Origin of the sequence: Aldersonia kunmingensis (genome assembly GCF_001646865.1) — a bacterium.
In the GTDB taxonomy this organism is placed as follows: domain Bacteria; phylum Actinomycetota; class Actinomycetes; order Mycobacteriales; family Mycobacteriaceae; genus Aldersonia; species Aldersonia kunmingensis.
The window spans coordinates 1-21190 of sequence record NZ_LRRB01000008.1 but is presented as its reverse complement, the minus strand read 5'-3'; the positions used below and the strand labels follow the sequence as shown (position 1 = coordinate 21190).

At 65.5% G+C, this 21190-nt stretch carries 22 protein-coding genes; 10 read left to right on the top strand and 12 right to left on the bottom strand.

The window, feature by feature from the left end; translation table 11 throughout:
- Genes hsaC through hsaA form a run of 3 tightly spaced genes read right to left on the bottom strand, consistent with a single transcriptional unit; the run spans position 1 to position 2974 of the window.
- Positions 1-900, bottom strand: coding sequence for an iron-dependent extradiol dioxygenase HsaC (hsaC, locus tag A8G08_RS00835; RefSeq protein ID WP_068268998.1), 900 nt, complete (start codon positions 898-900; stop codon positions 1-3).
- The gene (gene hsaD, locus A8G08_RS00830; protein ID WP_068268994.1) at positions 900-1784 is read right to left on the bottom strand and encodes a 4,5:9,10-diseco-3-hydroxy-5,9,17-trioxoandrosta-1(10),2-diene-4-oate hydrolase; all 885 of its coding nucleotides are present in this window, start codon (positions 1782-1784) and stop codon (positions 900-902) included. The genes hsaC and hsaD overlap by 1 nt, the downstream gene beginning before the upstream one ends.
- Positions 1785-1792: 8 nt before the next feature.
- Positions 1793-2974, bottom strand: a complete 1182-nt coding sequence (gene hsaA / locus A8G08_RS00825) for a 3-hydroxy-9,10-secoandrosta-1,3,5(10)-triene-9,17-dione monooxygenase oxygenase subunit (protein ID WP_187344411.1) — start codon at positions 2972-2974, stop codon at positions 1793-1795.
- Positions 2975-3160: 186 nt separating this feature from the next.
- On the opposite strand from hsaA, the gene A8G08_RS00820 reads away from it, so the two are divergent.
- The 4 genes from A8G08_RS00820 to A8G08_RS00805 all read left to right on the top strand — a co-directional run bounded on the left by A8G08_RS00820 (position 3161) and on the right by A8G08_RS00805 (position 6737).
- A complete protein-coding gene (locus A8G08_RS00820) occupies positions 3161-4318 on the top strand; it encodes a 3-ketosteroid-9-alpha-monooxygenase, oxygenase component (RefSeq protein ID WP_068268991.1) in 1158 nt (385 codons plus the stop codon).
- A gap of 2 nt (positions 4319-4320) precedes the next feature.
- Positions 4321-4686: a hypothetical protein gene (locus A8G08_RS00815; protein WP_068268986.1), complete on the top strand. Its 366-nt coding sequence runs from the start codon at positions 4321-4323 to the stop codon at positions 4684-4686.
- A gap of 159 nt (positions 4687-4845) precedes the next feature.
- Positions 4846-5997: a hypothetical protein gene (locus A8G08_RS00810; RefSeq protein WP_157108345.1), complete on the top strand. Its 1152-nt coding sequence runs from the start codon at positions 4846-4848 to the stop codon at positions 5995-5997.
- Positions 5994-6737 (top strand): ESX secretion-associated protein EspG, encoded by a 744-nt coding sequence (locus tag A8G08_RS00805; RefSeq protein WP_068268981.1) that lies wholly within the window; start codon positions 5994-5996, stop codon positions 6735-6737. The genes A8G08_RS00810 and A8G08_RS00805 overlap by 4 nt, the downstream gene beginning before the upstream one ends.
- 12 nt (positions 6738-6749) lie before the next feature.
- Here A8G08_RS00805 and A8G08_RS00800 read toward each other — a convergent pair whose 3' ends face one another.
- A complete protein-coding gene (locus tag A8G08_RS00800; protein WP_245672537.1) occupies positions 6750-7289 on the bottom strand; it encodes a TetR/AcrR family transcriptional regulator in 540 nt (179 codons plus the stop codon).
- 188 nt (positions 7290-7477) lie between these two features.
- Between A8G08_RS00800 and A8G08_RS00795 the strand changes: the two genes are divergently transcribed.
- Positions 7478-8821 carry a lipase family protein gene (locus A8G08_RS00795; RefSeq protein WP_084435842.1) on the top strand — a complete coding sequence of 448 codons (1344 nt, stop codon included), beginning with the start codon at positions 7478-7480 and terminating at the stop codon, positions 8819-8821.
- Between the two features lie 37 nt (positions 8822-8858).
- Here A8G08_RS00795 and A8G08_RS00790 read toward each other — a convergent pair whose 3' ends face one another.
- The 8 genes from A8G08_RS00790 to A8G08_RS00755 all read right to left on the bottom strand — a co-directional run bounded on the left by A8G08_RS00790 (position 8859) and on the right by A8G08_RS00755 (position 16954).
- Positions 8859-9836, bottom strand: coding sequence for an NAD-dependent epimerase/dehydratase family protein (locus A8G08_RS00790; protein WP_068268975.1), 978 nt, complete (start codon positions 9834-9836; stop codon positions 8859-8861).
- A complete protein-coding gene (locus A8G08_RS00785) occupies positions 9833-11464 on the bottom strand; it encodes an acyl-CoA synthetase (RefSeq protein ID WP_068268973.1) in 1632 nt (543 codons plus the stop codon). Before A8G08_RS00785 ends, A8G08_RS00790 begins: the two co-directional genes overlap by 4 nt.
- A 68-nt stretch (positions 11465-11532) precedes the next feature.
- The gene (locus A8G08_RS00780) at positions 11533-12795 is read right to left on the bottom strand and encodes a hypothetical protein (RefSeq protein WP_068268972.1); all 1263 of its coding nucleotides are present in this window, start codon (positions 12793-12795) and stop codon (positions 11533-11535) included.
- Positions 12796-12802: 7 nt separating this feature from the next.
- Positions 12803-13354, bottom strand: a complete 552-nt coding sequence (locus A8G08_RS00775) for a hypothetical protein (RefSeq protein ID WP_068268971.1) — start codon at positions 13352-13354, stop codon at positions 12803-12805.
- Between the two features lie 73 nt (positions 13355-13427).
- Positions 13428-13622, bottom strand: a complete 195-nt coding sequence (locus A8G08_RS00770) for a ferredoxin (RefSeq protein WP_068268970.1) — start codon at positions 13620-13622, stop codon at positions 13428-13430.
- A 1-nt stretch (position 13623) separates the two neighbouring features.
- A complete protein-coding gene (locus A8G08_RS00765; RefSeq protein ID WP_068268967.1) occupies positions 13624-14973 on the bottom strand; it encodes a cytochrome P450 in 1350 nt (449 codons plus the stop codon).
- Complete coding sequence (locus A8G08_RS00760) at positions 14970-15752, bottom strand: SDR family oxidoreductase (RefSeq protein WP_068268965.1); 783 nt, start codon at positions 15750-15752, stop codon at positions 14970-14972. Before A8G08_RS00760 ends, A8G08_RS00765 begins: the two co-directional genes overlap by 4 nt.
- Positions 15752-16954 (bottom strand): cytochrome P450, encoded by a 1203-nt coding sequence (locus A8G08_RS00755; protein WP_068268963.1) that lies wholly within the window; start codon positions 16952-16954, stop codon positions 15752-15754. Before A8G08_RS00755 ends, A8G08_RS00760 begins: the two co-directional genes overlap by 1 nt.
- A gap of 278 nt (positions 16955-17232) precedes the next feature.
- On the opposite strand from A8G08_RS00755, the gene A8G08_RS00750 reads away from it, so the two are divergent.
- From A8G08_RS00750 to A8G08_RS00730, 5 genes are all read left to right on the top strand, one after another.
- Entirely contained in the window at positions 17233-18699 is a 1467-nt protein-coding gene (locus tag A8G08_RS00750; protein ID WP_068268961.1) for an aldehyde dehydrogenase, read from the top strand.
- A gap of 68 nt (positions 18700-18767) precedes the next feature.
- Positions 18768-19514 (top strand): SDR family oxidoreductase, encoded by a 747-nt coding sequence (locus A8G08_RS00745; protein WP_068268959.1) that lies wholly within the window; start codon positions 18768-18770, stop codon positions 19512-19514.
- Entirely contained in the window at positions 19511-20443 is a 933-nt protein-coding gene (locus tag A8G08_RS00740) for an NAD(P)-dependent oxidoreductase (protein WP_068268958.1), read from the top strand. The genes A8G08_RS00745 and A8G08_RS00740 overlap by 4 nt, the downstream gene beginning before the upstream one ends.
- Positions 20440-20829 (top strand): carboxymuconolactone decarboxylase family protein, encoded by a 390-nt coding sequence (locus A8G08_RS00735; protein ID WP_068268956.1) that lies wholly within the window; start codon positions 20440-20442, stop codon positions 20827-20829. The genes A8G08_RS00740 and A8G08_RS00735 overlap by 4 nt, the downstream gene beginning before the upstream one ends.
- On the top strand, positions 20826-21190 hold a 365-nt coding region (locus tag A8G08_RS00730; RefSeq protein WP_157108343.1), incomplete at its 3' end, for an FAD-dependent oxidoreductase. The genes A8G08_RS00735 and A8G08_RS00730, both read left to right, overlap by 4 nt.

Sequence of the window (21190 nt, the reverse complement as noted above, 5' to 3'; positions counted from 1 at the left end):
CTACTTCATCCCCACGGTGAAGTCGTGACCCCACAGACTCACCGCGGTGCTCTCGCGCGCGATCCAGTTGTCGTCCTCGACTTCGAGTCCCTCACAACCGAACTCGATATCGAAGCCACCCGGCGTCTTCATGTAGAACGACAGCATCTTGTCGTTGACATGGCGACCCAGGGTCGCGGACATCTTGACCTTCTTGCGCATCGCGCGATCCAGGCAGAGGCCGACGTCGTCGGAGTTCTCCACCTCGACCATGAGATGCACGATGCCAGTTGGGTTGGGTAGCGGCAGGAACGCGAGGCTGTGATGACGCGGGTTGCAGCCGAGGAAGCGCAGCCAGGCCGGCTCTCCGTCGGCCGGGCGGCCCACCATCTGCGGCGGCATGCGCATCGAGTCGCGCAGCTTGAAGCCGAGCACGTCGCGATAGAACCGCAGCGAGGCCTCGTCGTCGTTGGTGGTGAGCACCACGTGTCCGAGACCCTGCTCGCCGGTGACGAACTTATGGCCGTACGGACTGACGATGCGGCGGTGCTCGAGTGCGGCGCCGTGGAACACCTCGAGGGTGTTGCCGGAGGTGTCCTCGAAGGTGATCATCTCGACGACGCGGCGGTCGGCGAGCTGATCGGCCGTGCCCTCCTTGAAGGGCACACCCGCAGCAGCGAGGTTGTTCCGGACTTCCTGCAGCTCAGCGGCATTGGCGGTTTCCCAGCCGGAGACCTGCAGCCGGTCGCGCTCACCCGGAACGATCACCAGGCGAGCCGGGAAATCGTCCATGCGCAGGTACAGCGCCTCGGGGTTGGTGCCCTTGCCCTCGATCATGCCGAGAACCTTCAGGCCGTAGTCGCGCCAAGCCGCCATATCGGTGGCCTCGATGCGCATATACGCCAGCGAGCGAATACCCATCACTTACCCCCGTCGAGGAGGAAATCCGCGGCGAGCCGGTTGAACTCGTCGAACTTCTCGAGCTGCGCCCAGTGGCCGCAGCCGCCGAAGACGTGCAGCTGAGCGCGCGGGATCTGCTTGAGCGCGATCAGTGCGCCGTCGAGCGGGTTGACGCGATCCTCGCGGCCCCAGATGAGCAGGACGCGCTGACGCAGCTTGTGGGCGTCGCGCCAGAGCATGCCCTTCTCGAAGTCCGCTCCGGCGAACGACTTACCCATCGCCTTCGCCGCAGCGACCGCCTCCGGGGTGCTCGCAGCGGCGAACCGCTCGTCGAGCAGCTCCGGCGTGATCAGCGACTGGTCGTAGACCATGACCCGCAGGAAAGCCTCGAGCTTCTCCTTGGTCGGGCCCTCCGGCGGCGCGGCGAACCGGCCGAGGTGCTTGACACCCTCGGTCGGGTCGGGCGCAAAGAGGTTGAGGCTCAAGCCACCCGGGCCCATCAGCACGAGGCGTCCGGCCTTGTCCGGGTAGTCCAGCGCGAACCGGACCGCGGCACCGCCGCCGAGCGAGTTGCCCAGCAGGTGCACCCGCTCGGTGATGCCGAGGTGGTCCAGCAGGTCCGCGAGCGCGGACGAGCTGTGCACGAAGTACTGCGGGTGATCGATCGGCTTATCGGACTTGCCGAAGCCGGGCTGATCCACCGCGAGCACGTGGAACTGCTCCGCCAACACCGGGATGTTGCGCGAGAAGTTCGACCACGAGGAGGCACCGGGGCCGCCGCCGTGCAGCAGCACGATCGTCGGCCCGTTGCCGACGCCGGCCTCGTGGTAATGCAGCTTCAGGTCCGGGCGGACCTGGGCGAACTTCGAGGTGGATTCGTAGGTCAGTTCAGCGGTCGTCGTCACTTGACCTCCTAGACCATCGTGTCGGCGATGGGCAGACCGAACTCGCCCGAGCCGAACATCTGGTAGGCGCGCTCCGGCTCGTTGGCCGCGTGCACACGACCGGCATGCGCGTCACGCCAGAAGCGCTGCAGCGGCTGGTCATTGCCGAGCGCGGTGGCACCCGAGCTCTCGAAGAGCAGGTCGATCGAGGCGATCGAGCGACCGGTGGAGCGCACCTGGTCACGACGCGTACGCAGACGCAGCTCGAACGGAATCTCCTCGCCTGCAACCAGGTAGGCGTACTCCTCGGCGATGTTGCCGGACAGCTGACGCCACGCGGCGTCGATGTCACTGGCGGCCTCGGCGACGCGGACCTTCATGAAGGGATCCTCCTTCGCCTTCTCACCGGCGAAGGCCGCGCGGACGCGCTTGCCCTGGTGCTCGACGTGCGCGGCGTACGCACCGTAGGCCATACCGACGATCGGCGCCGAGATGGTGGTCGGATGGACCGAGCCCCACGGCATCTTGTAGACCGGCGCGGTGTTGCGCTCGAAGCCACCCGCGGTGCGGTCGTTCATCGCCTTGTAGGACAGGAACCGGTGCCGCGGCACGAAGATGTCCTTGACCACGACGGTGTTGGAGCCGGTGCCACGCAGGCCAACCACGTTCCAGACGTCGTTGATCTCGTAGTCCTCGCGCGGGATCAGGAAGGAGCCGAAGTCGACCGGGCGACCGTCCTTGATGACCGGGCCGCCGACGAAGACCCAACTGGCGTGGCCCGAGCCCGAGGACCAGGCCCACGCGCCGTTGACCTTGTAGCCGCCCTCGACGACCTCGCCGGCGCCCATCGGCGCGTACGACGAGGAGATCCGGACGTCGGTGTCCTTGCCCCAGACATCTTCCTGCGCCTGCTGATCGAACAGCGCAAGATGCCAGTTGTGCACACCGAGGATCGAGGAGACCCAGCCGGTGGAACCGCACGCGCTGGCGATCTTGCGCACGGTGTCGTAGAAGAGGACGGGGTCGGCCTCGTAGCCACCCCACTGGCTCGGCTGCAGCAGCCGGAAGAAGCCGGATTCCTGGAGATCCTTGATGGACTCATCAGGAATTTGCCGAAGGTCCTCGGCTTCTTGCGCACGATCGCGGAGGGTGGGAAGCAGGGCTTCCACCTTCTGCACTACTTCGTGCTTTTCCTGATCTGCCACGGCCATGCTCCCGTCTATAGGCATTCGTTCACCTTCCTTCAGAGACTAGAACACGTTCCGATTTGTGTCGAGACCGGGCCAAACTCCCTGTTCATCTGCGGCTTGTCGGATTGATGCACGCCACATGGCTAGCAAAATGACGCCAACATCTATAACGTGTTCTAGTAGGCAACTGGAGATTGTGAGGGGCAAATGGTTCGCGTTCGCGAGATCGATGTAGGCAGCGTTCCCACGCGGTACGCACGTGGCTGGCATTGCCTCGGGCTGGAGAGCGACTTCCTCGACGGCAAGCCGCACAGCGTGCAGGCGTTCGGCACCAAGCTCGTCGTCTGGGCAGACACCCAGAACAAGCTGCAGGTTCTCGACGCTTACTGCCGGCACATGGGTGCCGACCTCAGCGAGGGCGAGATCAAGGGCGACACCATCGCCTGCCCGTTCCACGGCTGGGAGTGGGGCACCGACGGCAAGTGCGCGAATATTCCGTACGCGCGCCGCGTGCCGCCGCTGGCCCGGACGCGTTCGTGGATCACGCATCAGGAAAACAAGATGCTGTTCGTGTGGCACGACCCGGAGGGCAACCCGCCGCCGGAGGACGTCACGATCCCCCGCATCCCCGAGGTCTTCACCGATGAGTGGACCGACTGGACGTGGAACACGATGATCATCGAGGGCTCGAACTGCCGCGAAATCATCGACAACGTGGTCGACATGGCGCACTTCTTCTATGTGCACTACGGCTTCCCGAAGTACTTCAAGAACGTCTTCGAGGGACACGTCGCCGCGCAGTACCTGCAGAACCACGGCCGGGCCGACATTCAGGGCATGGGCACGCAGTACGGCGAGTCGATTCTCGACTCGGAAGCCGCCTACTACGGCCCGTCCTACATGATCAACTGGCTGCACAACAACTACAGCGGGTTCAAGGCAGAGAGCATCCTGATCAACTGCCATTACCCGATCACGCAGAACTCGTTCATGTTGATGTACGGCGTGAGCGTGCAGAAGCCGCAGGGCCTCGATGACGAGACGTCCAACAAGATCGCCAAGGCGTTCACCAAGGGCGTCACGATGGGCTTCGAGCAGGACGTCGAGATCTGGCTGCACAAGACCAAGATCGAGAACCCGTTGCTCTGCGAGGAAGACGGACCGGTCTACCAGCTGCGTCGTTGGTACGAGCAGTTCTACGTGGACGTCGCCGACGTCACCGACAAGATGACCGCGCGGTTCGAGTACGAAATCGACACCACTCGCGCCATCGAGTCGTGGCAGAAGGAAGTCGACGCGAATCTCGCCCGGCAGAAGGAAGAGGCCGAGGCGAACGCGGAGTCCGACAACACCGCAGGAGTGTGACGATGGACGCCTCGGCCGGGTCGAAAGCGCCCGTAGGAAGTTGGGCCAAGGCCCCAGCTTTCGCGGACGACCCCGCCCGTGTTGAGGCCGTCCGCGCCCAAACAGTCGCCGACAAGGCGAACTTCATGGACGAGATGACTCCGGTGGAGTGCCGGACCTGCCATATCGGCGTGTTGGTGCGCAAGAACAGCTTTCAGCACACCAGCATTCAGTGGATCTCCGAGCCATCGGATTCGTGCCCGCATTACGCGGACGCGAGTTCGACCGCGTCGCGCACAGCCCGCCCGACGTGCCCACGGCTCAAGGCAAGCATCGAACACGCCGTGCTCGAAGGGTACTTACACATACCCGATGAGACCGCCGAATAAGTCCTGACACATCGCGCCCGGAATTCCGCCACAAGCGGTTCCGGGCGCGATTTCTTTTGTGCCCGTTGGGTATGCTTCGGCTGCCTGCGGCCGATCGGTGCCCGGGCGGGGGAATCACGAAACACCGCGGCTGCGGTTCGGTAATCCGGGGGGATGCTGATGAGTGCGGATCCGCAATACGTCCGTGCGCTGGCCGTCGACGGCTGGAGTTTGGACAAGATCGTCGGCGTGGTCGAACCGATGTCCGCGGAGGGAGCGGGCTCGCTCGATGGCGGCTGGGCCGGGCTGGCGAACGAGTCGCATCAGGTGATTACGGCGTTTGTCACCGGTCTAGGGACAAAGGTCGGTGAGCACTGGACCGGTACCGCAGCTACCGCGGCAACAGACAAACTCAACACCAAGTACGCGCCGTGCGCCCAAGGCAGCGCCGACGCGTTCACCGCAGTCGGAACGACGCTGGCACAGTTGTCCCAAGCAGTCGCGGCAGTGCGGACTGCTGTGCCGGCGAGTGTCGACAAGGGTGTCTGGGACAAGGTGACCCCCTGGGACACCGATACCGAGGACGAGTACTACCGCCGCCAGGCCGAAGCGCAGGTCGCGCTGGCCGGCTACAACACCGACCTGGTCAAAACCGATGGCGCGGTGCCAATGTTCTCGATGTTCGGAACCGACGGGCCACCTCCCATTACGGCGCCCCCGGGGACCGGCTGGCCGTCCAGTGACAGCAGCGGCAATGGCGGCTCGCCAGGAAGCTCCCCTGCGTCGGCGCCAACGAATGGCACCCAAACGGACCAATCCACGCAGGCCAGCACCACTGCGAATGACGGCACGGGCTCCGGCTCCGACACCACCGGCCTCTCGGATTCGTCCGCTCTGACCGATCCCTCCGCGACCAACCCAGCCTCGGCCGACGCCACGACGCCGGCCGGATACGGCGGGAGTGGTGATGCCGCGCGATCCGGCCTCGGATCCAATGGCCTCGGGTCCAGCGGGCTCGGCGGTCACGGATCCGCCGGTGGTGGCGGCGGAATCGGCGGTGGTGCAGGCGGTCTCGGTAGCCCCTCCCTCGCGGCAGGCAGCCTGAGCCCAGCCGGGTTGGCCGGTGGGAGCGCGATGGGCGCGGCGGGTGGCGCGGCCGCCGGGCGCGCCGGCATGGCCGGCACCGGCGGGTTCGCCGGTGCCCCCGGCGCGCGCGGCAAGGGCGAGGACGACAAGGAGCACAAGTCGCCCGGTTATCTGGTGACGCTCGAGAACGGAAACGAATTGATCGGGCAACTGCCGCTGACGGCGCCGCCGGTGATCGGCGCATGATCAACTGGCAACTCGGCGCGGCCCAGTTCGGCGCTCTGTGGTACGGCACCGGACTCGATCGCTACCCCTTCCCGTTCGATATCGTGTCGGGTTTCGAGTGGCAGGACGACGCCGACCAGTTCGAGCGGGCCGTGCGCGAAGCCTTTGCCGGCCCCGAACACGAGCGTTTGCGCGCCGCAGTGCGGGTGTTGACGAAACCGGATGTGCACTTCGCGGTCACCGGCCGCACGGTCGATGAGACGCCGATCCGGGTGATCGCCGCGCAGGCACAACATTTGGCCGCGATCGCCGTGCAGCAGCCCGGTCCCGACGAAAACCACGGCGGCGACATCACCCTCGGCTTCGGCTCCGCGGGCTATCTGCCCGGGCAGATTGTGGCCGTGCTACCCCCGAATTCGGCTGGGCACAACGAGTTTCGCCGGTCCACCATGACGCACGACGACGAGCCGCGAGGCTTCCTGTCGTCCGCGATCGCGACGCGCACGGCTCCGCGGCTGGAACAAGCGCTTACCGACCGGCACGCCGGTAACGGCGCCATCCGGGTGTGGGCCGGGCCCCGCTATGGACGGCAAGCCGAGATCGGTTCGCTGCGCTGGATCGATATCGCCGGCGACGGCCGCTACGTGATCGGCCCGCGCGACCGCGATCGCGCGATACCCGCAGACCCCGCCGGGCTTACCCGCATCCTCGAAGGCATGCTCGAACTCGGGCTCGAAGAGGTCCGCGAACCGCAGTACTGAGGGCACCGTCGGTCACCTTCCGGAAACGGAATCCGCCGCAGCCAGAACCATATTCACCAGGCGCTCCACATAAGCACTGTCAGCGATCGGCGTACCCGCCAGCTGGTGCGAAAAGAGAATGTGACTCAGAGCCGCCCCGGTCAGCATCTCCAACAGTGTTGTGACGCTGGTGGTGGCGGGTAGTTCACCGCGCTCGATTCCACGGCGCACAATGTCGCGGGTCGTCGCGAAGCGGCTTGCGCTTATGGTCTGCGTGAGCGGTTCGAGAAGCTCGGGAAAGACCCGCGCGTCGAGTGCGACCCGAAGCGCAACCAACCCCGGCTGTGACTGATAGCCGGACAACAGCTGCCGCGTCAGTTCCTCCAGATCGCCGCGCATGGTGCCGGTATCGATCGGGTCGTGAAGCGGAGTGATCTGCTCGAGTGCGGCGATCAGCAGCTCGATCTTGGAGGGCCACCGGCGATAGATCGCCGCTCGCCCCACTTCTGCCGTCTTGGCCACTGCATCGATGGTGAAGCCCGACCATCCGGTCTCCCAGTAGACGGTCTGCACCGCAGCGAAAACCCGGGACTCGATGCCCGGATCGCGCGGACGGCCACGCGCCGGAGATGGGTGTGGAGGCGTCCGGGAAGTCACGACTCAATCTTGCCCGAAGTCCCCGCCAATCCACCCTTGACTTTCAGACAGGGACTGTCTGTAATTTGGGTCACGCGACGAGGCGTGCGGGGGATGGAGTCACGATGCGAGGCACTGTTCGAACCTGGTCGGCAGCTCTGGCGATGGCATTGGGTGTGGTGTCCATCGGAATAGGCGCACCACAAGCCTCTGCCAGCCCTCCCGCGGTCCCGGCGCCGGTCGGTCCGTGGGGGTCGTTCTACGATCCGCCTGCGGTCCTGCCCGGCAACGCTGCCGGCGACGTGATTCGCGAGCAGTCCTTCACGCCAATCCTGTCGATCCCCTCGGCAACGGGAACTTTCCCCGGCGCGGCACGGCGCATCATGTACCGCAGCGTCGACGACGCGGGTAGCCCAATCGCTGTGTCCGGCACCTACTTCGAGCCCAGCACGGCCTGGACCGGTCGCGGACCGCGGCCCCTGGTGTCGCTCGCATCGGGAACGATCGGCCAGGGCCGCCAATGCGCGCCCTCGATCGCGATGCAAACGCTCCTGCATTACCGTCCGCCGCTAGACCTGTCCTTCGGATACGAAATTTTGGCCGTCGATTACCTGCTCGCGCAAGGGATTGCCGTCGTCTTCACCGACTACGTCGGCCTCGGGACCCCGGGTCCGCACCCCTACATCAACCGCTCCTACTCGGCGCGTGCGGTGATCGACGCGGCGCGAGCCGCTCTGCGGCTCCCCGGTACTTCGCTGAGCTCATCCGGGCCGGTCGGATTCTGGGGCTACTCCCAGGGCGGCCATGCCGTCGCGGCGGCCGCCGAACTACAGCCGACCTACGCGCCCGAGCTGAATATGAAGGGCACGTATGCGGGTGCCCCTCCGGTGAACCTCGCCGACACCCTGGCCCGGGGCGAAGGCAGCACCCTCATCGGTGCCGTCGGCTACTTCCTCAACGGCGCCCTGCGTACCAATCCGGAAATCGGCCCCGTGCTGGACCGCGTCCTCAACGATCAGGGCAAAGCCATGATGCGCAACACCGCGAACCAGTGCGTCGGGGAAACCCTGCTGAACTACTCGTTCCAGCGCACCACACAGTGGACCAAAACGGGCGAACCCCTGGCCGCTGCCATCACGAACGACCCGATCGGGCGACTCATCATCGAGGACCAGGCCCTCGGGAACCTGACCCCGACCTCGCCGGTGCTGCTCACCTCGAACGTCAATGACGACGTGGTCCCCAACAACCGCGTGCGCGAACTCGCACACACGTGGTGTGAACGTGGAGTTCCGGTCACGCTCAACAACATCGAGTTGCCGCCCATCCTCCCGAGCACCGCTGCCGGTCACGGCATCCCCGAGTTCACCAACGTGCCAACGGCCGCGGCGTGGATGGTCGACCGCTTCAACGGCATCGCTCCCCTGCCTGCGGCTAGCCCCGAATACACGAATGCGCCCGTCGACTAGGGCAACTGGGCCGACGGGCGCATTCGTTCTTCGCCAGCTAGCCCCGCATCTGGCCGGAGCCGACCAGGAAGGTCACGAAGTCACGCATCGTCTCTTCGGTCGGGCGCGGCTTGTACCCGAGCACCCGTGCAGCCTTCGAACCGTCCACGACCGGTGAGGTCAGCAGGGTCTCGATCGCGGCCTTGGTGAAAACGTCGCTGCCAATGCGCGAACCGATCGGCTCGGCAATCGGCAGCACCAATTCGAGCGCCTTCAGTGGCAGAGCGAACAGCGGCCCGCGCCGGCCCATCGACCGCGCGGCAATGCGGAACAGCTCGGTCAGATCGGCTCTATATCCGGTGAGCAGGTAATTTTCGCCCTGCACACCCTTCTCCGACGCGAGGATCAGACCCGCTGCGACGTCGCGTACATCCACCATGTCGAAGCTGGCCTTGATGCCCACCGGCATCCTGCCCCGCCCGGCGTCGCGGAGCATCGCATTCATCCGCGACAGGCCGTAGTCGGCAGGGCCGTAGATCCCGGTGGGGTTGCAGATCACCGCATCGAGGCCGCGGTCGGCCACCTTGAGCAGCTCGACCTCGCCCTGCCACTTCGACCGGTCGTACACCGGCAGGTCTGCACCGGTCGCACGCGCCGACGATTCGTTGAGCGCGCTGCCGAGGTGGTACTGATCAAACGCGTGCAGTGAGCTGCAGTGCACGAGCTTTCGCGCACCAACGGTGAGGGCGGCCTCGGCCACCGTACGAACGCCCTCGGTATTCACACGCCACGCAATATCGTCCTTGTGGGCCAGCGTGATCACCGCGACGAGGTGGTAGACGACCTCAACGCCGTCGAACGCACGCACCATCGAATCCACATCGAGAATATCTGCGTCAACCCAGGTAACACCTTCGGCGGTAAGCACTTTCGACCGCACTCGATCGATCGCCACAACCTCGTGTCCATCGGCCAGCAACTGCTCGACGAGGTTGACCCCGACGAATCCAGCTGCTCCGGTCACCGCGACCTTCATCTGCTTTTCCCTTCCCCCCCTCCGAGCCCGATCTCGTGATCGGGCTCGCGGGTTGTTGTGATCTGCTGCGCCCACCGATAGTCCGGCTTGCCGCTCGGCGTCCGTGAGATCTCGGCCTCGAGCCAGAGTGATCGTGGGATCTTGTATCCCGCAAGGGCCTTTCGGGCATGCTCGATCAACCCGTAGGTGTCGAGAGTAGCTCCCGGTGCAGTGGCAAGCACTGCGGCAACTCGGAATCCCCAGCGCTCGTCCGGCACGCCGACCACGATCGCGTCATAAACGTCCCCGAAGGCTTTCAGCACGCCCTCGACCTCTTCGACGAAGACCTTTTCACCGCCGGTGTTGATCACCATGTTGCCCCGCCCGAGCAGGGTGATGCCGCTATCGACCTGTACCGCGCGGTCCTCGGTGACAACGATGCGCCGGCCATCGACGTCCCGAAAAAGCTTGGCGGACTTAGCCGGATCCTTGTAGTAGCCCAGCGGAACCGAACCGGTCTTCGCCAACCATCCCTCCACACCGGGGGCGACTGCCCGTCCGTCATCGTCGACGACGAGCGAGTCGCGCCCCGGCTGGACGGTTGGCCCGCCGGCCTGACGCAGTCCCCTGTGCGCCAGGCCGATCCCTCCGAATCCCGTTTCGGATGAGCCGACCGAGTCCGAGACGATCACATCGGGCAACAGCCCGAACAGAGCGTCCTTGGTAGAGGCCGCGAAAAGGGCTGCACCCGAGGCGATGACGCTGAGGCACGACACATCCACCGGACGGTCGCGCAGCGCGTCCACGAGCGGGCGGCCCATAGCGTCGCCGGTAATGATCAGTACCTGCGTCTGGTGCCGCTGCACCAGTTCCCATGTGCGGTACGGGTCGAACTTCGACTCGAACACCACCGTGTTGCCCGACCACAGCGCTGTGAAGGTGGGCATCATCGCCGAGGCGTGAATCAGGGGCGGCAGCGCGAACCAGCGCGTCGGTTCGTTCTTCGAGCCCATCAGCGACTGCTGAAACTCGTCGGCCACCATCTCGCCGGTGTAGAAGTCCGTGCCACCGCCGAGCACGCGCCACATGTCTTCCTGCCGCCACATCACGCCTTTGGGCTGCCCCGTGGTTCCGCCGGTGTACATGATGAACAGGTCGTCGGCGTACCTCGGACCGAAATCACGTGCATCCGAAGCATTTTCGACCGCCTCGGCATACGGAACCGAGCGGCTGGGCAGATACGTGAACAGGTCGTCCTCAACCACCACCGAGTGCGTGATCCGCGGCAGGCGCGCGAGCACCTCGTCCACCCGGTCCGAGTAGGACCGGTGATGGATAACTGCGGCGAGATCGGCATTGTCGTAGACATAGGCCAACTCGTCGCACGAGTAGCGGTAGTTGATGTTGATCGGCACACCTCGGATCTTGAAGGCGGCGATCAACGCCACCATCGTCTCGATCGAGTTGTGCATGTGGATCCCGATATGCGAGCCGATACCGAGCCCACTATCGAGCAGGTGATGGGCCAACCGGTTCGCGTCGATTTCCAACTCGCCGTATGTAACTTGACGGCCAGCGGCAATCAACGCGACCCGGTCGGTCATTGCATCCACAGAGTGTTCGAACAGATCGGCGAAATTATTCGCCATTCGAAGGCCTCAGTTCTGTGTCTACGGTCGCTCCCGCAGGCTCCGCTCCTGTGCCCCGCGGGTCGCTCCTACGAAGAAACCACGGTCAGGGGCAACGGAATGCCCCGGTCTGCAAACACCCAGTCGGCGCCCTTACTGAAGCGAGTCAGGGCAACTTCGCCGGATTCCTTGAAAGGCTTGTCCGCCAGGTCGACTCGCACCGTGAGGTGCTCATCGTCCGATTCGATCAGAGTGACGTCGTATCGCGGGTTGACCCCACGCACCATCGTCCGCAACGGCTCGAGATGGTCGGCATCGATCATCGCCGGCCACGAACGGTCTGCCACCGCATCGCAGTCACGGCCGATACGGAGCGTGAGCGTCTCACCGCTATCGACCGAAATATCCACGTACTGTTTCGGATTCAGCGCGGGATGCAGGTCCAGGATAGTCGCGAGCGCCTCGAAGTCGTCACCGAGTTCGAGCACGTTGCGCAGCCGCTCGGAGGTGATCCCCGCGATACCCGCAAACTGCTTGCGGCCGATCTCGAGCGCCTTGTCCTCGTCCACCCGCGACCGCACCGAGATCATGAAGCCCATCGTCAGCAGGTGCTGCTGCAGACAAACCTCCTCGGCCATGCGGACCAGCGCGGACTTCGAGAACGCATCGAACCGCACGTCGGAGAGCAGCGGACCGGAGTAGTCCGCAGCGCCCTCGTCGGAGGGATCGATAGGCGAAAGCTCCACCGCCGCAGCCTTCGAGGCCTCCATCACGTCGGTATTCGGCGGGATGGCCGGTGGCTCGTGCGACGGATCGATGATGACCGTCCACGCACAATGCGGGTTGCGATCCGTCGGCACACGGGGCGGCCGGTGAATCGGCCGCACCTGTGCGTGCGGGTTGGTGGCCAGTGCCGTGGCATCGAAGGTTGGATCCTCGATGTCGTGGCACATGCCCTTCACGTAGTCGTCGCCCATCGGCTCGACATCCATCAGGGCACCGCAGTGATCGAGCCAGAACTCGCCGTGGTTGGCGTCGTCGACCTTGTACCGGAAGTCCATGAACTGCGGCGGCGCACCGATATCGAGCTGCAGACCCTTGAAGATGGTCACGATGTCGGTGCCGACGTAGTTGAGCGCCCGCTGCATGCGACGGGTGTAGATCGGACTCGAGACCTGCCACTCCTCGATGGCCACCTCGATCATGCCTTCGCGGCCGAACGCGGTGATGAGATGTGGCATGCCGGACCGGTCGATCAGCTGGCCGGTCAGCAGTAGCTCGGGCAGAAGCTTGGCGAGCTGTTCGCGGGACAAATCCGCGAACGCCGCCCTGGTCTCGGGTTTCGTGGTCATGGCCGTGTCACCAGATGGAGGCCGGCGACTCGCCGATCTTGTACCAGCCCTGCAGGTCCTTGCCCGACATCGAACGCTCGATGCGCTTCTGCATGCCGTCGGACAGTGCATTGTTGGTGATCATCTCGAGGAACAGGTCCGACACGTTGCCGAAGTCGAAGAAGTCACGCTGCCAGGACCACTGGAAGTTGCCGCCGTAGCGGAACCAGCTGCCGCCGATCCCCTGAACGACGTAGTTCGAGCCGTCCTCGCGGGTGGCGTCGGCCACCTGCTTCCAGAAGCCGATGCAGTCGCCGGTGCGCTCGTCGACGACGAACTGCTGGTACGGGTAGGTCCAGCCCTCGAGGCCTTCCATCTCCTGGCCGAGCGCGATGTCGCGGATTTCTTCGCGGCCGACGGCCATGAACTCCTGCTTGGGGCCGTAGTTCCAGCCGTAGGTGGCGTCCTCGGTGTACATATCCGCCAGCGGGCGCCAGTCCCCGAGCTTTTCACATCGCTCGTTCTCGGCGATCCACTTCTCGACCATCTCGTCGAGCTCTGCGCGATCCCAGTTACCCATTCTGTCTCCTCGAAAGTTTCTGTTGCCGGTAGCTTTTGGCTGATTGGCGTTCGGCGGTTGGTGTTCGACGGGGCTAGTCGTCGACGATGGACAACGCTTGTGTGGGGCAGTAGCGCACCGCGCGCTCTACATCCGCGCGCAGGCTCTCCGGCGGATTCGCGTCGAGCAGTTCGACAACGCCCTTCTTGGGTACCGAGAAGACGTCCGGGGCTTCCACCTCACACATGGCGTGCCCCTGGCACAGATCGGTGTCGACCACGATCCTCATGTCAGGCGCGCTTCCGGTATTTCACCTGGCACGGCTGCTGCAGCTGCACGACCATCTTGGAGTGGTCGTTGCGGTAGCTATCTGCCGGCTGTGCCATCTCGAACTCGTAGTCCTGCAACAGAACCGAGAAGATCGCCTTGAGCTGCATCAGTGCGAACGCCGCGCCGACGCAGCGATGCCGGCCAGCGCCGAACGGGATCCAGGTCCACCGGTTGATGATGTCTTCCTGGTTCGGATCGATGTAGCGGTTCGGATCAAACGCGTCCGGGTTCGGGAAGTCCTCGGGGATGCGGTTGGAGATCGCGGGGGTGGCTCCGACCAGGTCCCCTTCCTCGATGGAGAATCCCTCGACCTCGAAGTTGCCGCGCGCCAGGCGCAGCAGCAGGATCAGCGGCGGGTGCAGCCGCAGGGTCTCCTTGAGCACCGCCTCCAGCATCGGAATCTGGCGCAGCGCACCGAAGCTCACGTCGGAGCCGTCCGCGTAGAGCTCGTCGAGCTCCTCGGAGACAGCCTTCATGTACTCGGGATGGCGCAGCATCTCGATCAGTGCCCACGAGGCGGTGCCCGAGGTGGTGTGGTGCCCGGCGAACATCATCGAGATGAAGATGCCCGTGATCTCATCGGCGGTGAAACGTAGCTCGCCGTTCTCGTCCTTGACCGAGACGAGCACGTCGAGCATGTCCCGCTCTTCTTTGCCCTGCGGCGGATTCGCGATCCGGCCGGCCATGATCTCCTCGACCAGCTCCACAAGGCCGAGGCGGGCCTCGTCGCGGCGGCGGAAGCTCTCGATCGGCGCGTACGGGTCCACGAATGCCAGCGCGTCGGTGCCCTGCTCGAGCTCGTGGTAGAGCGACGCGAAGCGTCCGTCGAGCTGCTCGCGGAACTTCTGGCCGATCAGGCAGGCCGAGGAGGTGTAGATGGTCAGCTCGGCGAAGAAGTCGAGCAGGTCGATCTCACCCTCGTCGCCCCAGTTGGCGACCATGCGCTCGACCTCGGCGGAGATCGTCGCGGCGTGGCCCTTCATCTGCTCACCGCGGAGAGCCTGGTTGTGCAGCATCTCCTTGCGGCGCTCGGGGCTCGCGTCGAACACGACGCCCTTGCCGAAGATCGGCGTCATGAAGGGGTAGGCGGCCTGCTGGTCGAGCTCCTCGTCCGCACTGCGGAAGAAGAACTCGTTCGCCTTCGAGCCCGAGAGCAGCACGACATTCTTGTCGGCGAGCTGGAACACGCCGACATCGCCGCACTCCTCGCGCACGCGGCTCATCAGGGCGATCGGATCGGTGCGCAGTTCTTCGAGGTGGCCGTATTCGAGCTCGCCACCCGAGACCCGCGCGGGCTTGGTAACCGTCACTTCTGCTCCTCCAGGGGTGCTTCGGGCTGAACCTCAACCAGAACCATGTGGGCACCACGCGGTGCCGTGACAATCGCGACGACGCCGTTCGCGATATCGGCGGCGCGCAGGAAGTACGAGTGGCGCGCGCAGCCCCACTTGACCCAGTCCTCGAGCACCGGGCCGATGATTTCGGGCGTGGTGTCCATGCCCATCGAGGTCTGCGTCGGGCCGGGGCGAACGATGGAGGCGCGAACACCGCTGCCCTCCAGCTCCATTCGCATCTGGCGACCCATGGCCTCCAGTCCGGTCTTGGCGGCGTTGTAGGCGCCCATCCGCGGCCGCGGGGCTTCCGCGCAGTCGGAACCGACGAGGACGAAATCACCGCGGCGGCGCTCGATCATGCCGGGCACGATGCGGTGCACCAGACGCTGCGCACCGATCAGGTGCACCGACACCTGCTTGGCGAAAGCGTCCGGGTCCATCTCGTGGACCGTGGAAAACTCCAGGTCGCCGGCACCGGAAAGCGCAATCTCGGTGGGGCCGAACTGGTTCTCGGCGGCCGTGACGAACGCGTCCACCGAATCGGTATCGGTGACATCGAGGAAGTGCGCGAACGCCTCGCCACCCGAGCTGCGGATCTTGTCGGCGATCGCCTCACACTCGGCGACGCGGCGGGCACCGAGGGTCACCGGATGGCCGAGCTCGGCCAGCGCGAACGCAGTGGCGGTACCGATTCCCGAGGACGCGCCACTAATGATGACCGGGCGACGGTCGGGGTGCGGATCGAACCTGGGCATCAGCGGGCCTCCACTTGCATGGGCAGTGCGGCGAAGCCGCGCACACTGGTCGAATGAACTCGTTCGGCACCGGACTCGTCGATGCCGTATGACTTTGTGCGGTCGATGAACTCGCGCAGCGCGATATTCGTCTCCAGCCGCGCGAGGTGCGCGCCGAGGCAGAAGTGCGGGCCGCCGCCGAAGCTGGCGAGCGTGCTGCGGCTGTCCCGGCCGATGTTGTAGACATCGCCGTCACCGAACACCGCATCGTCGCGGTTCGCAGAGCCGATCAGCAACAGAACCTTTTCGCCTGCCGGGATGGTGCCCGCGTCGTATTCGATGTCGACGGTGGACGTGCGCGCCACGATCTGGCTCGAGGTGTCGAAGCGCAGCGACTCCTCGGTCCACTCCGGCACGCGCTCGGGGTTCGCGTAGATCTTGGCGATCTCCTGCGGGTGCTTGGCGCCCCAGTACAGCGAGTTACCGAGCAGCTTGGTGGTGGTCTCGTTGCCGGCCACGACCATCAGGAACATGAACCCGATGATTTCCTCGTCATCGAGCCGGTCGCCGTCGATCTCGGCATCGAGCAGCGCCGAGGTCAGGTCGTCGGTGCGGCTCTTTCGGCGCTCCGCGAGCATGTCCGAGTAGTAGACGACCAGATTGAGCGACGACTCGATGGCGGTCATCGGGACGTCCAGGACGCCCTCTTCACGGTGCACGACCAGGTCGGCGAGGCGGCGCAGCTCAGCGCGATCCGGCTCGGGCACGCCGAGGAGCTCGGAGATGACGTCCATCGGCAGCTTGCCGGCGAAATCGTGGATCCAATCGAAGCTGCCGCTCTCGAGCGCAGGCTCGAGGTGCTGCAGGGTGAGCTCGCGGATGCGTCCCTCGAGCTCGTTGACCCGGCGCGGGGTGAATCCCTTCGACACCAGCTGACGCATCCGCATATGCCGCGGATCGTCCATCGCGAGGAAGGACATCGTCTTGTGCGCATGCGGGCCGTAGGCGGCCGGGTCGATCGAAACGCCGTTCGCACTGGACAGACGCTTGGCGTCGCGGAACCCGGTGGAGACGTCGGCATGCCGGGACAACGCCCAGAACCCGAGGTCCGGGTTGTGGTAGACCGGCGCTTCTTCGCGCAACCGCTTGTAGGTGGGATAGGGATCTTCGTGGAACCCGTAGTCATACGGGTCGAACGTCAGCGGCTCGACCGAAGCCGTCATCGTGAAGCCTCCGATATCGGCGCGGCGGGAAGTCTACTGGACACGTGTCTGGACGTTACTACAGCCGCACCCGGGTGACAACACTGGAACAACTAGAACGTGTTCCTCTTCGACCACGTATCGTTGGCCCCGTTCAGGCAAATCCCGGCGCCGTGGCCCCGGTCCGCCGATAGAATCGGTTCTCGTCGAGGCCACCGCCGGACAAGCCCGGACCGTTGCATCCATGCATAGTCCAGACTAAGGTCCAGACACATGTCCAGAATGTGGCAGGTAGCCCTATGAACGCCCTCCGCCCCGCCGACAGCTCCGCGCTGACCATCGACGGCAAGCTCGTCCCCGGGTCCGCTGGCGTCTTCGAGACCATCAATCCCGCGACCGAGGAAGTCATCGGTTACGCGGCCAACGCGAACTCCGACGATATGGATGCGGCCATCTCGGCCGCCCGTACCGCGTTCGACAACACCGACTGGTCTCGCGACCATGCCTTCCGCGCGCGCTGCATCCGCCAGCTGCGCGACGGACTGCTCGCCCATATCGAGGAACTGCGCGAGATCACCATCGAAGAAGTCGGCGCGCCCCGCTCGCTGACCACCGGCCCGCAGCTCGAGGGCCCGGTCAACGACCTCGGCTACTTCGCCGATCTGGCCGAAAGCTACGTCTGGGAAACCGATCTCGGCCGCGCCGAGCCGATGGGCATCCCGACGCGCCGCATCGTTCGCCGCGAGGCGGTCGGCGTGGTCGGCGCGATCACCCCGTGGAACTTCCCGCACCAGATCAACTTCGCCAAGCTCGGCCCAGCACTCGCCGCCGGCTGCACCGTGGTGCTCAAGCCCGCCCCCGACACCCCGTGGGTGGCAGCACTCGTTGGCAAGATCATCGTCGAGGAAACCGAAATCCCGGCCGGCGTCGTCAACATCATCACTTCCGATGACCACCGGCTCGGCGAGCAGCTCGTGCGCGACCCGCGCGTCGATCTGGTGTCCTTCACCGGCTCCACCCGCACCGGCAAGGCCGTGATGGTCGCCGGCGCCGAGACCGTCAAGAAGGTCTTCCTCGAGCTCGGCGGCAAGTCCGCGTTCGTCGTCCTCGACGACGCAGATATCCGCGGCGCGGTGAGCATGGCCGCCTTCTCCGTGTGCGTCCACGCTGGTCAGGGCTGTGCGCTCAACACCCGCCTGCTCGTGCCGCGTGAGCATTTCGAGACCGCGGTAAAGGCTGCGGCGCGCACCATGTCCGGGCTCGCCCCCGGCGACCCGTCCGACGCCGGCACCATCTGCGGCCCGGTCGTCTCCGAGCGGCAGCGCGCCCGCGTCGAGGAGTACATCGCACTCGCGAAGGCCGAGGGCGGCACCATCGTCACCGGCGGCGAGCGCCCGGCCAACGAGCGCGGCTACTTCGTCGCACCGACTCTGATCACCGGTCTGGACAACTCCTCGCGGGTCGCCCAGGAAGAGATCTTCGGCCCGGTTCTCGTGGTGATCCCGCACGACGGCGACGAGGACGCGATCCGCATCGCCAACGACTCGCCATACGGCCTGTCCGGCTCCGTGTACGGCACCGATCCCGAGCGGATCGACAAGGTGGTCAACGGAATTCGCACCGGCACGCTCGGCGTCAACGGCGGCATCTGGTACTCGGCGGACGCGCCGTTCGGCGGCTACAAGCAGTCCGGCATCGGCCGTGAGATGGGTGTGCTCGGCTTCGAGGAATACACCGAAACCAAGCTCATCGCCTACCCCGCCTGAATTGACGGCTCGCCGTCGTGCCTGAATCAGCTTTCAATACAACAACTTTCGACCACAGGAGTTAGTCAATGAGTCGCTTCACCGGTAAGAACGCGATCGTCACGGGCGCGGCCCGCGGCATCGGCGAGGAGTACGCCAAGGCGCTGGCCGCCGAGGGCGCCAACGTCGTGATCGCCGACCTGAACGCCGAACTCGGCGAGCAGGTCGCCAAGCAGATCGTCGCCGACGGCGGCTCTGCGGTGTTCAAGTCCGTCGACGTCTCCAGCGAGGAGTCGGCCAAGGAACTCGTCGAGTTCACCGTCGAGAAGTTCGGCAAGATCGACCACCTGGTCAACAACGCCGCGATCTACGGCGACATGAAGCTCGACCTGCTGCTCACCGTGCCGCTGGACTACTACAAGAAGTTCATGAGCGTGAACATGGACGGCGCGCTCATCGTGACCCGCGCGGTGTGGCCGCAGATGAACAGGGGTGGCTCGATCGTCAACCAGTCCTCCACCGCCGCCTGGCTGTACTCCGGCTTCTACGGCCTCGCCAAGGTCGGCGTGAACGGCCTCACCCAGCAGCTCGCCACCGAGCTCGGCGGCTCCAAGATCCGCATCAACGCCATCGCCCCCGGCCCGATCGACACCGAGGCCACCCGCACGGTCACCCCGGGCAACATGGTGGCTGACATGGTGAAGGCGTTGCCGCTCAAGCGCATGGGCACGCCCGAGGATCTCGTCGGTGCCTGCCTGTACCTGCTCTCCGACGACGCCAAGTGGGTCACCGGCCAGATCCTCAACGTCGACGGCGGACAGATCTTCCGCTCATGAGCGACGACGCGTCGGGAGTGCAGCCGCGGGTCGGCTACATCGGGCTCGGCAATATGGGCGCGCCGATGGCCAAGCGGCTGCTGGAGTGGCCGGGCGGACTGGTCGTGTGCGACATGCGCGACGATGCTGTCGCGCCGTTCGTCGAGGCCGGCGCGCCCCGCGCGGCGACCCCTCGCGAGGTGGCCGAGCAGGCAACGGTCATCTCGGTGACGGTGCTCGACGACGCGCAGGTCACCGACGTGATCTGCGGTCCAGACGGCATCCTGCAGGCTGCCACGCCGGGCACCGTGATCGCCGTGCACTCCACCATCTCCGACGAGACCGCGGTCTCGCTGGCCGAGCGCTGCAACGCCGCGGGCGTCGAGTTCGTCGACGCCCCGGTGAGCGGTGGCGCGGGCGGTGCGGAGAAGGGCGAACTCGCCATCATGGTGGGCGGTACCGACACCGCGTTCGCTGCGGTGAAGGCGCCGTTCAAGTGCTACTCCAACATGGTCATCCACGCCGGCGAGGTCGGTGCGGGTACTCGGATGAAGCTGGCCCGCAACCTGCTGCATTTCGTCGCGTTCACCGCCGCCTCCGAGGCCCAGCGCCTCGCCGCCGGTGCCGGAATCGACATCCGCAAGCTCGGCAAGGTCGTGCGCCATACCGACGCGATCACCGGCGGTGCCGGATCGATCATGTTGCGCGACACCATGGATGACGTCGAACCGGACGATTTCTGGTTCTCGATCCTGAGCCACGTGCGCGATCTCGGCGAGAAGGACCTCGCCCTCGCGCTCGATCTGGGCGACAGGCTCGGTGTCGATCTGCCGCTCGCACAGCGTGCGCTCGGCGCTTTCGGCCCCGGGCTCGGCGTCGGACTTGGCAAGGCGGCAACCGCAGCGATAAACGATGCGCGGCTCGCCGCGGCGAACGAGGAGAAGGCATGACCAACGGCCAGACCGAAAGTTTCGCGGTCGACCCGGAGAAGCGCGAACTCGGATTGCAGAAGATGGAAGAGGTCTACGGCTTCTCCATGAGCGACGGCCCGGGCACGCACTTCCGCTACACGGTCGAACATCTCTTCGGCGATATCTGGCAGCGCCCGGGCCTCACGGTCCGTGACCGCCGCCTGCTCCTGCTCGGCGCGCTCACCGCGCAGGGCGGGTTCGATCTGGCGGAGATTCAGCTCGGCGCGGCAATGCAGAATGGCGAGCTCGACGAGGAGCAGATGCGCGAGATCGCGGTCTTCCTCTGCCACTACGTCGGCTGGCCGAACGGCACCAAGCTGGACAACGCCGTTGGCTCGGTAGTGCGAAAGGCAAACAAGAAGTGAGCGATACATCGTCCGTGCGGCCGGTCAACGCCGCCGATATCACCGAGTGGCATGACGAGGCCGACGTCGTCGTCGCCGGATACGGCATCGCGGGCGTCAGTGCCGCGATCGAAGCCGCCCGGAAGGGCGCCGACGTGCTCGTGCTCGAGCGCACCGGCGGCTGGGGCGGCGCTGCCGCCCTGGCGGGCGGATTCATCTACCTCGGTGGCGGCACTCCGCTGCAGCAGGCACTCGGCTTCGAGGACACCCCCGAGAACATGGCGAAGTTCATGATCGCCGCGCTTGGGCCGGGTGCCGACGAGGCCAAGATCCGCGACTACTGCGACGGCAGCGTGGAGCACTTCAACTGGCTTGTCGACAA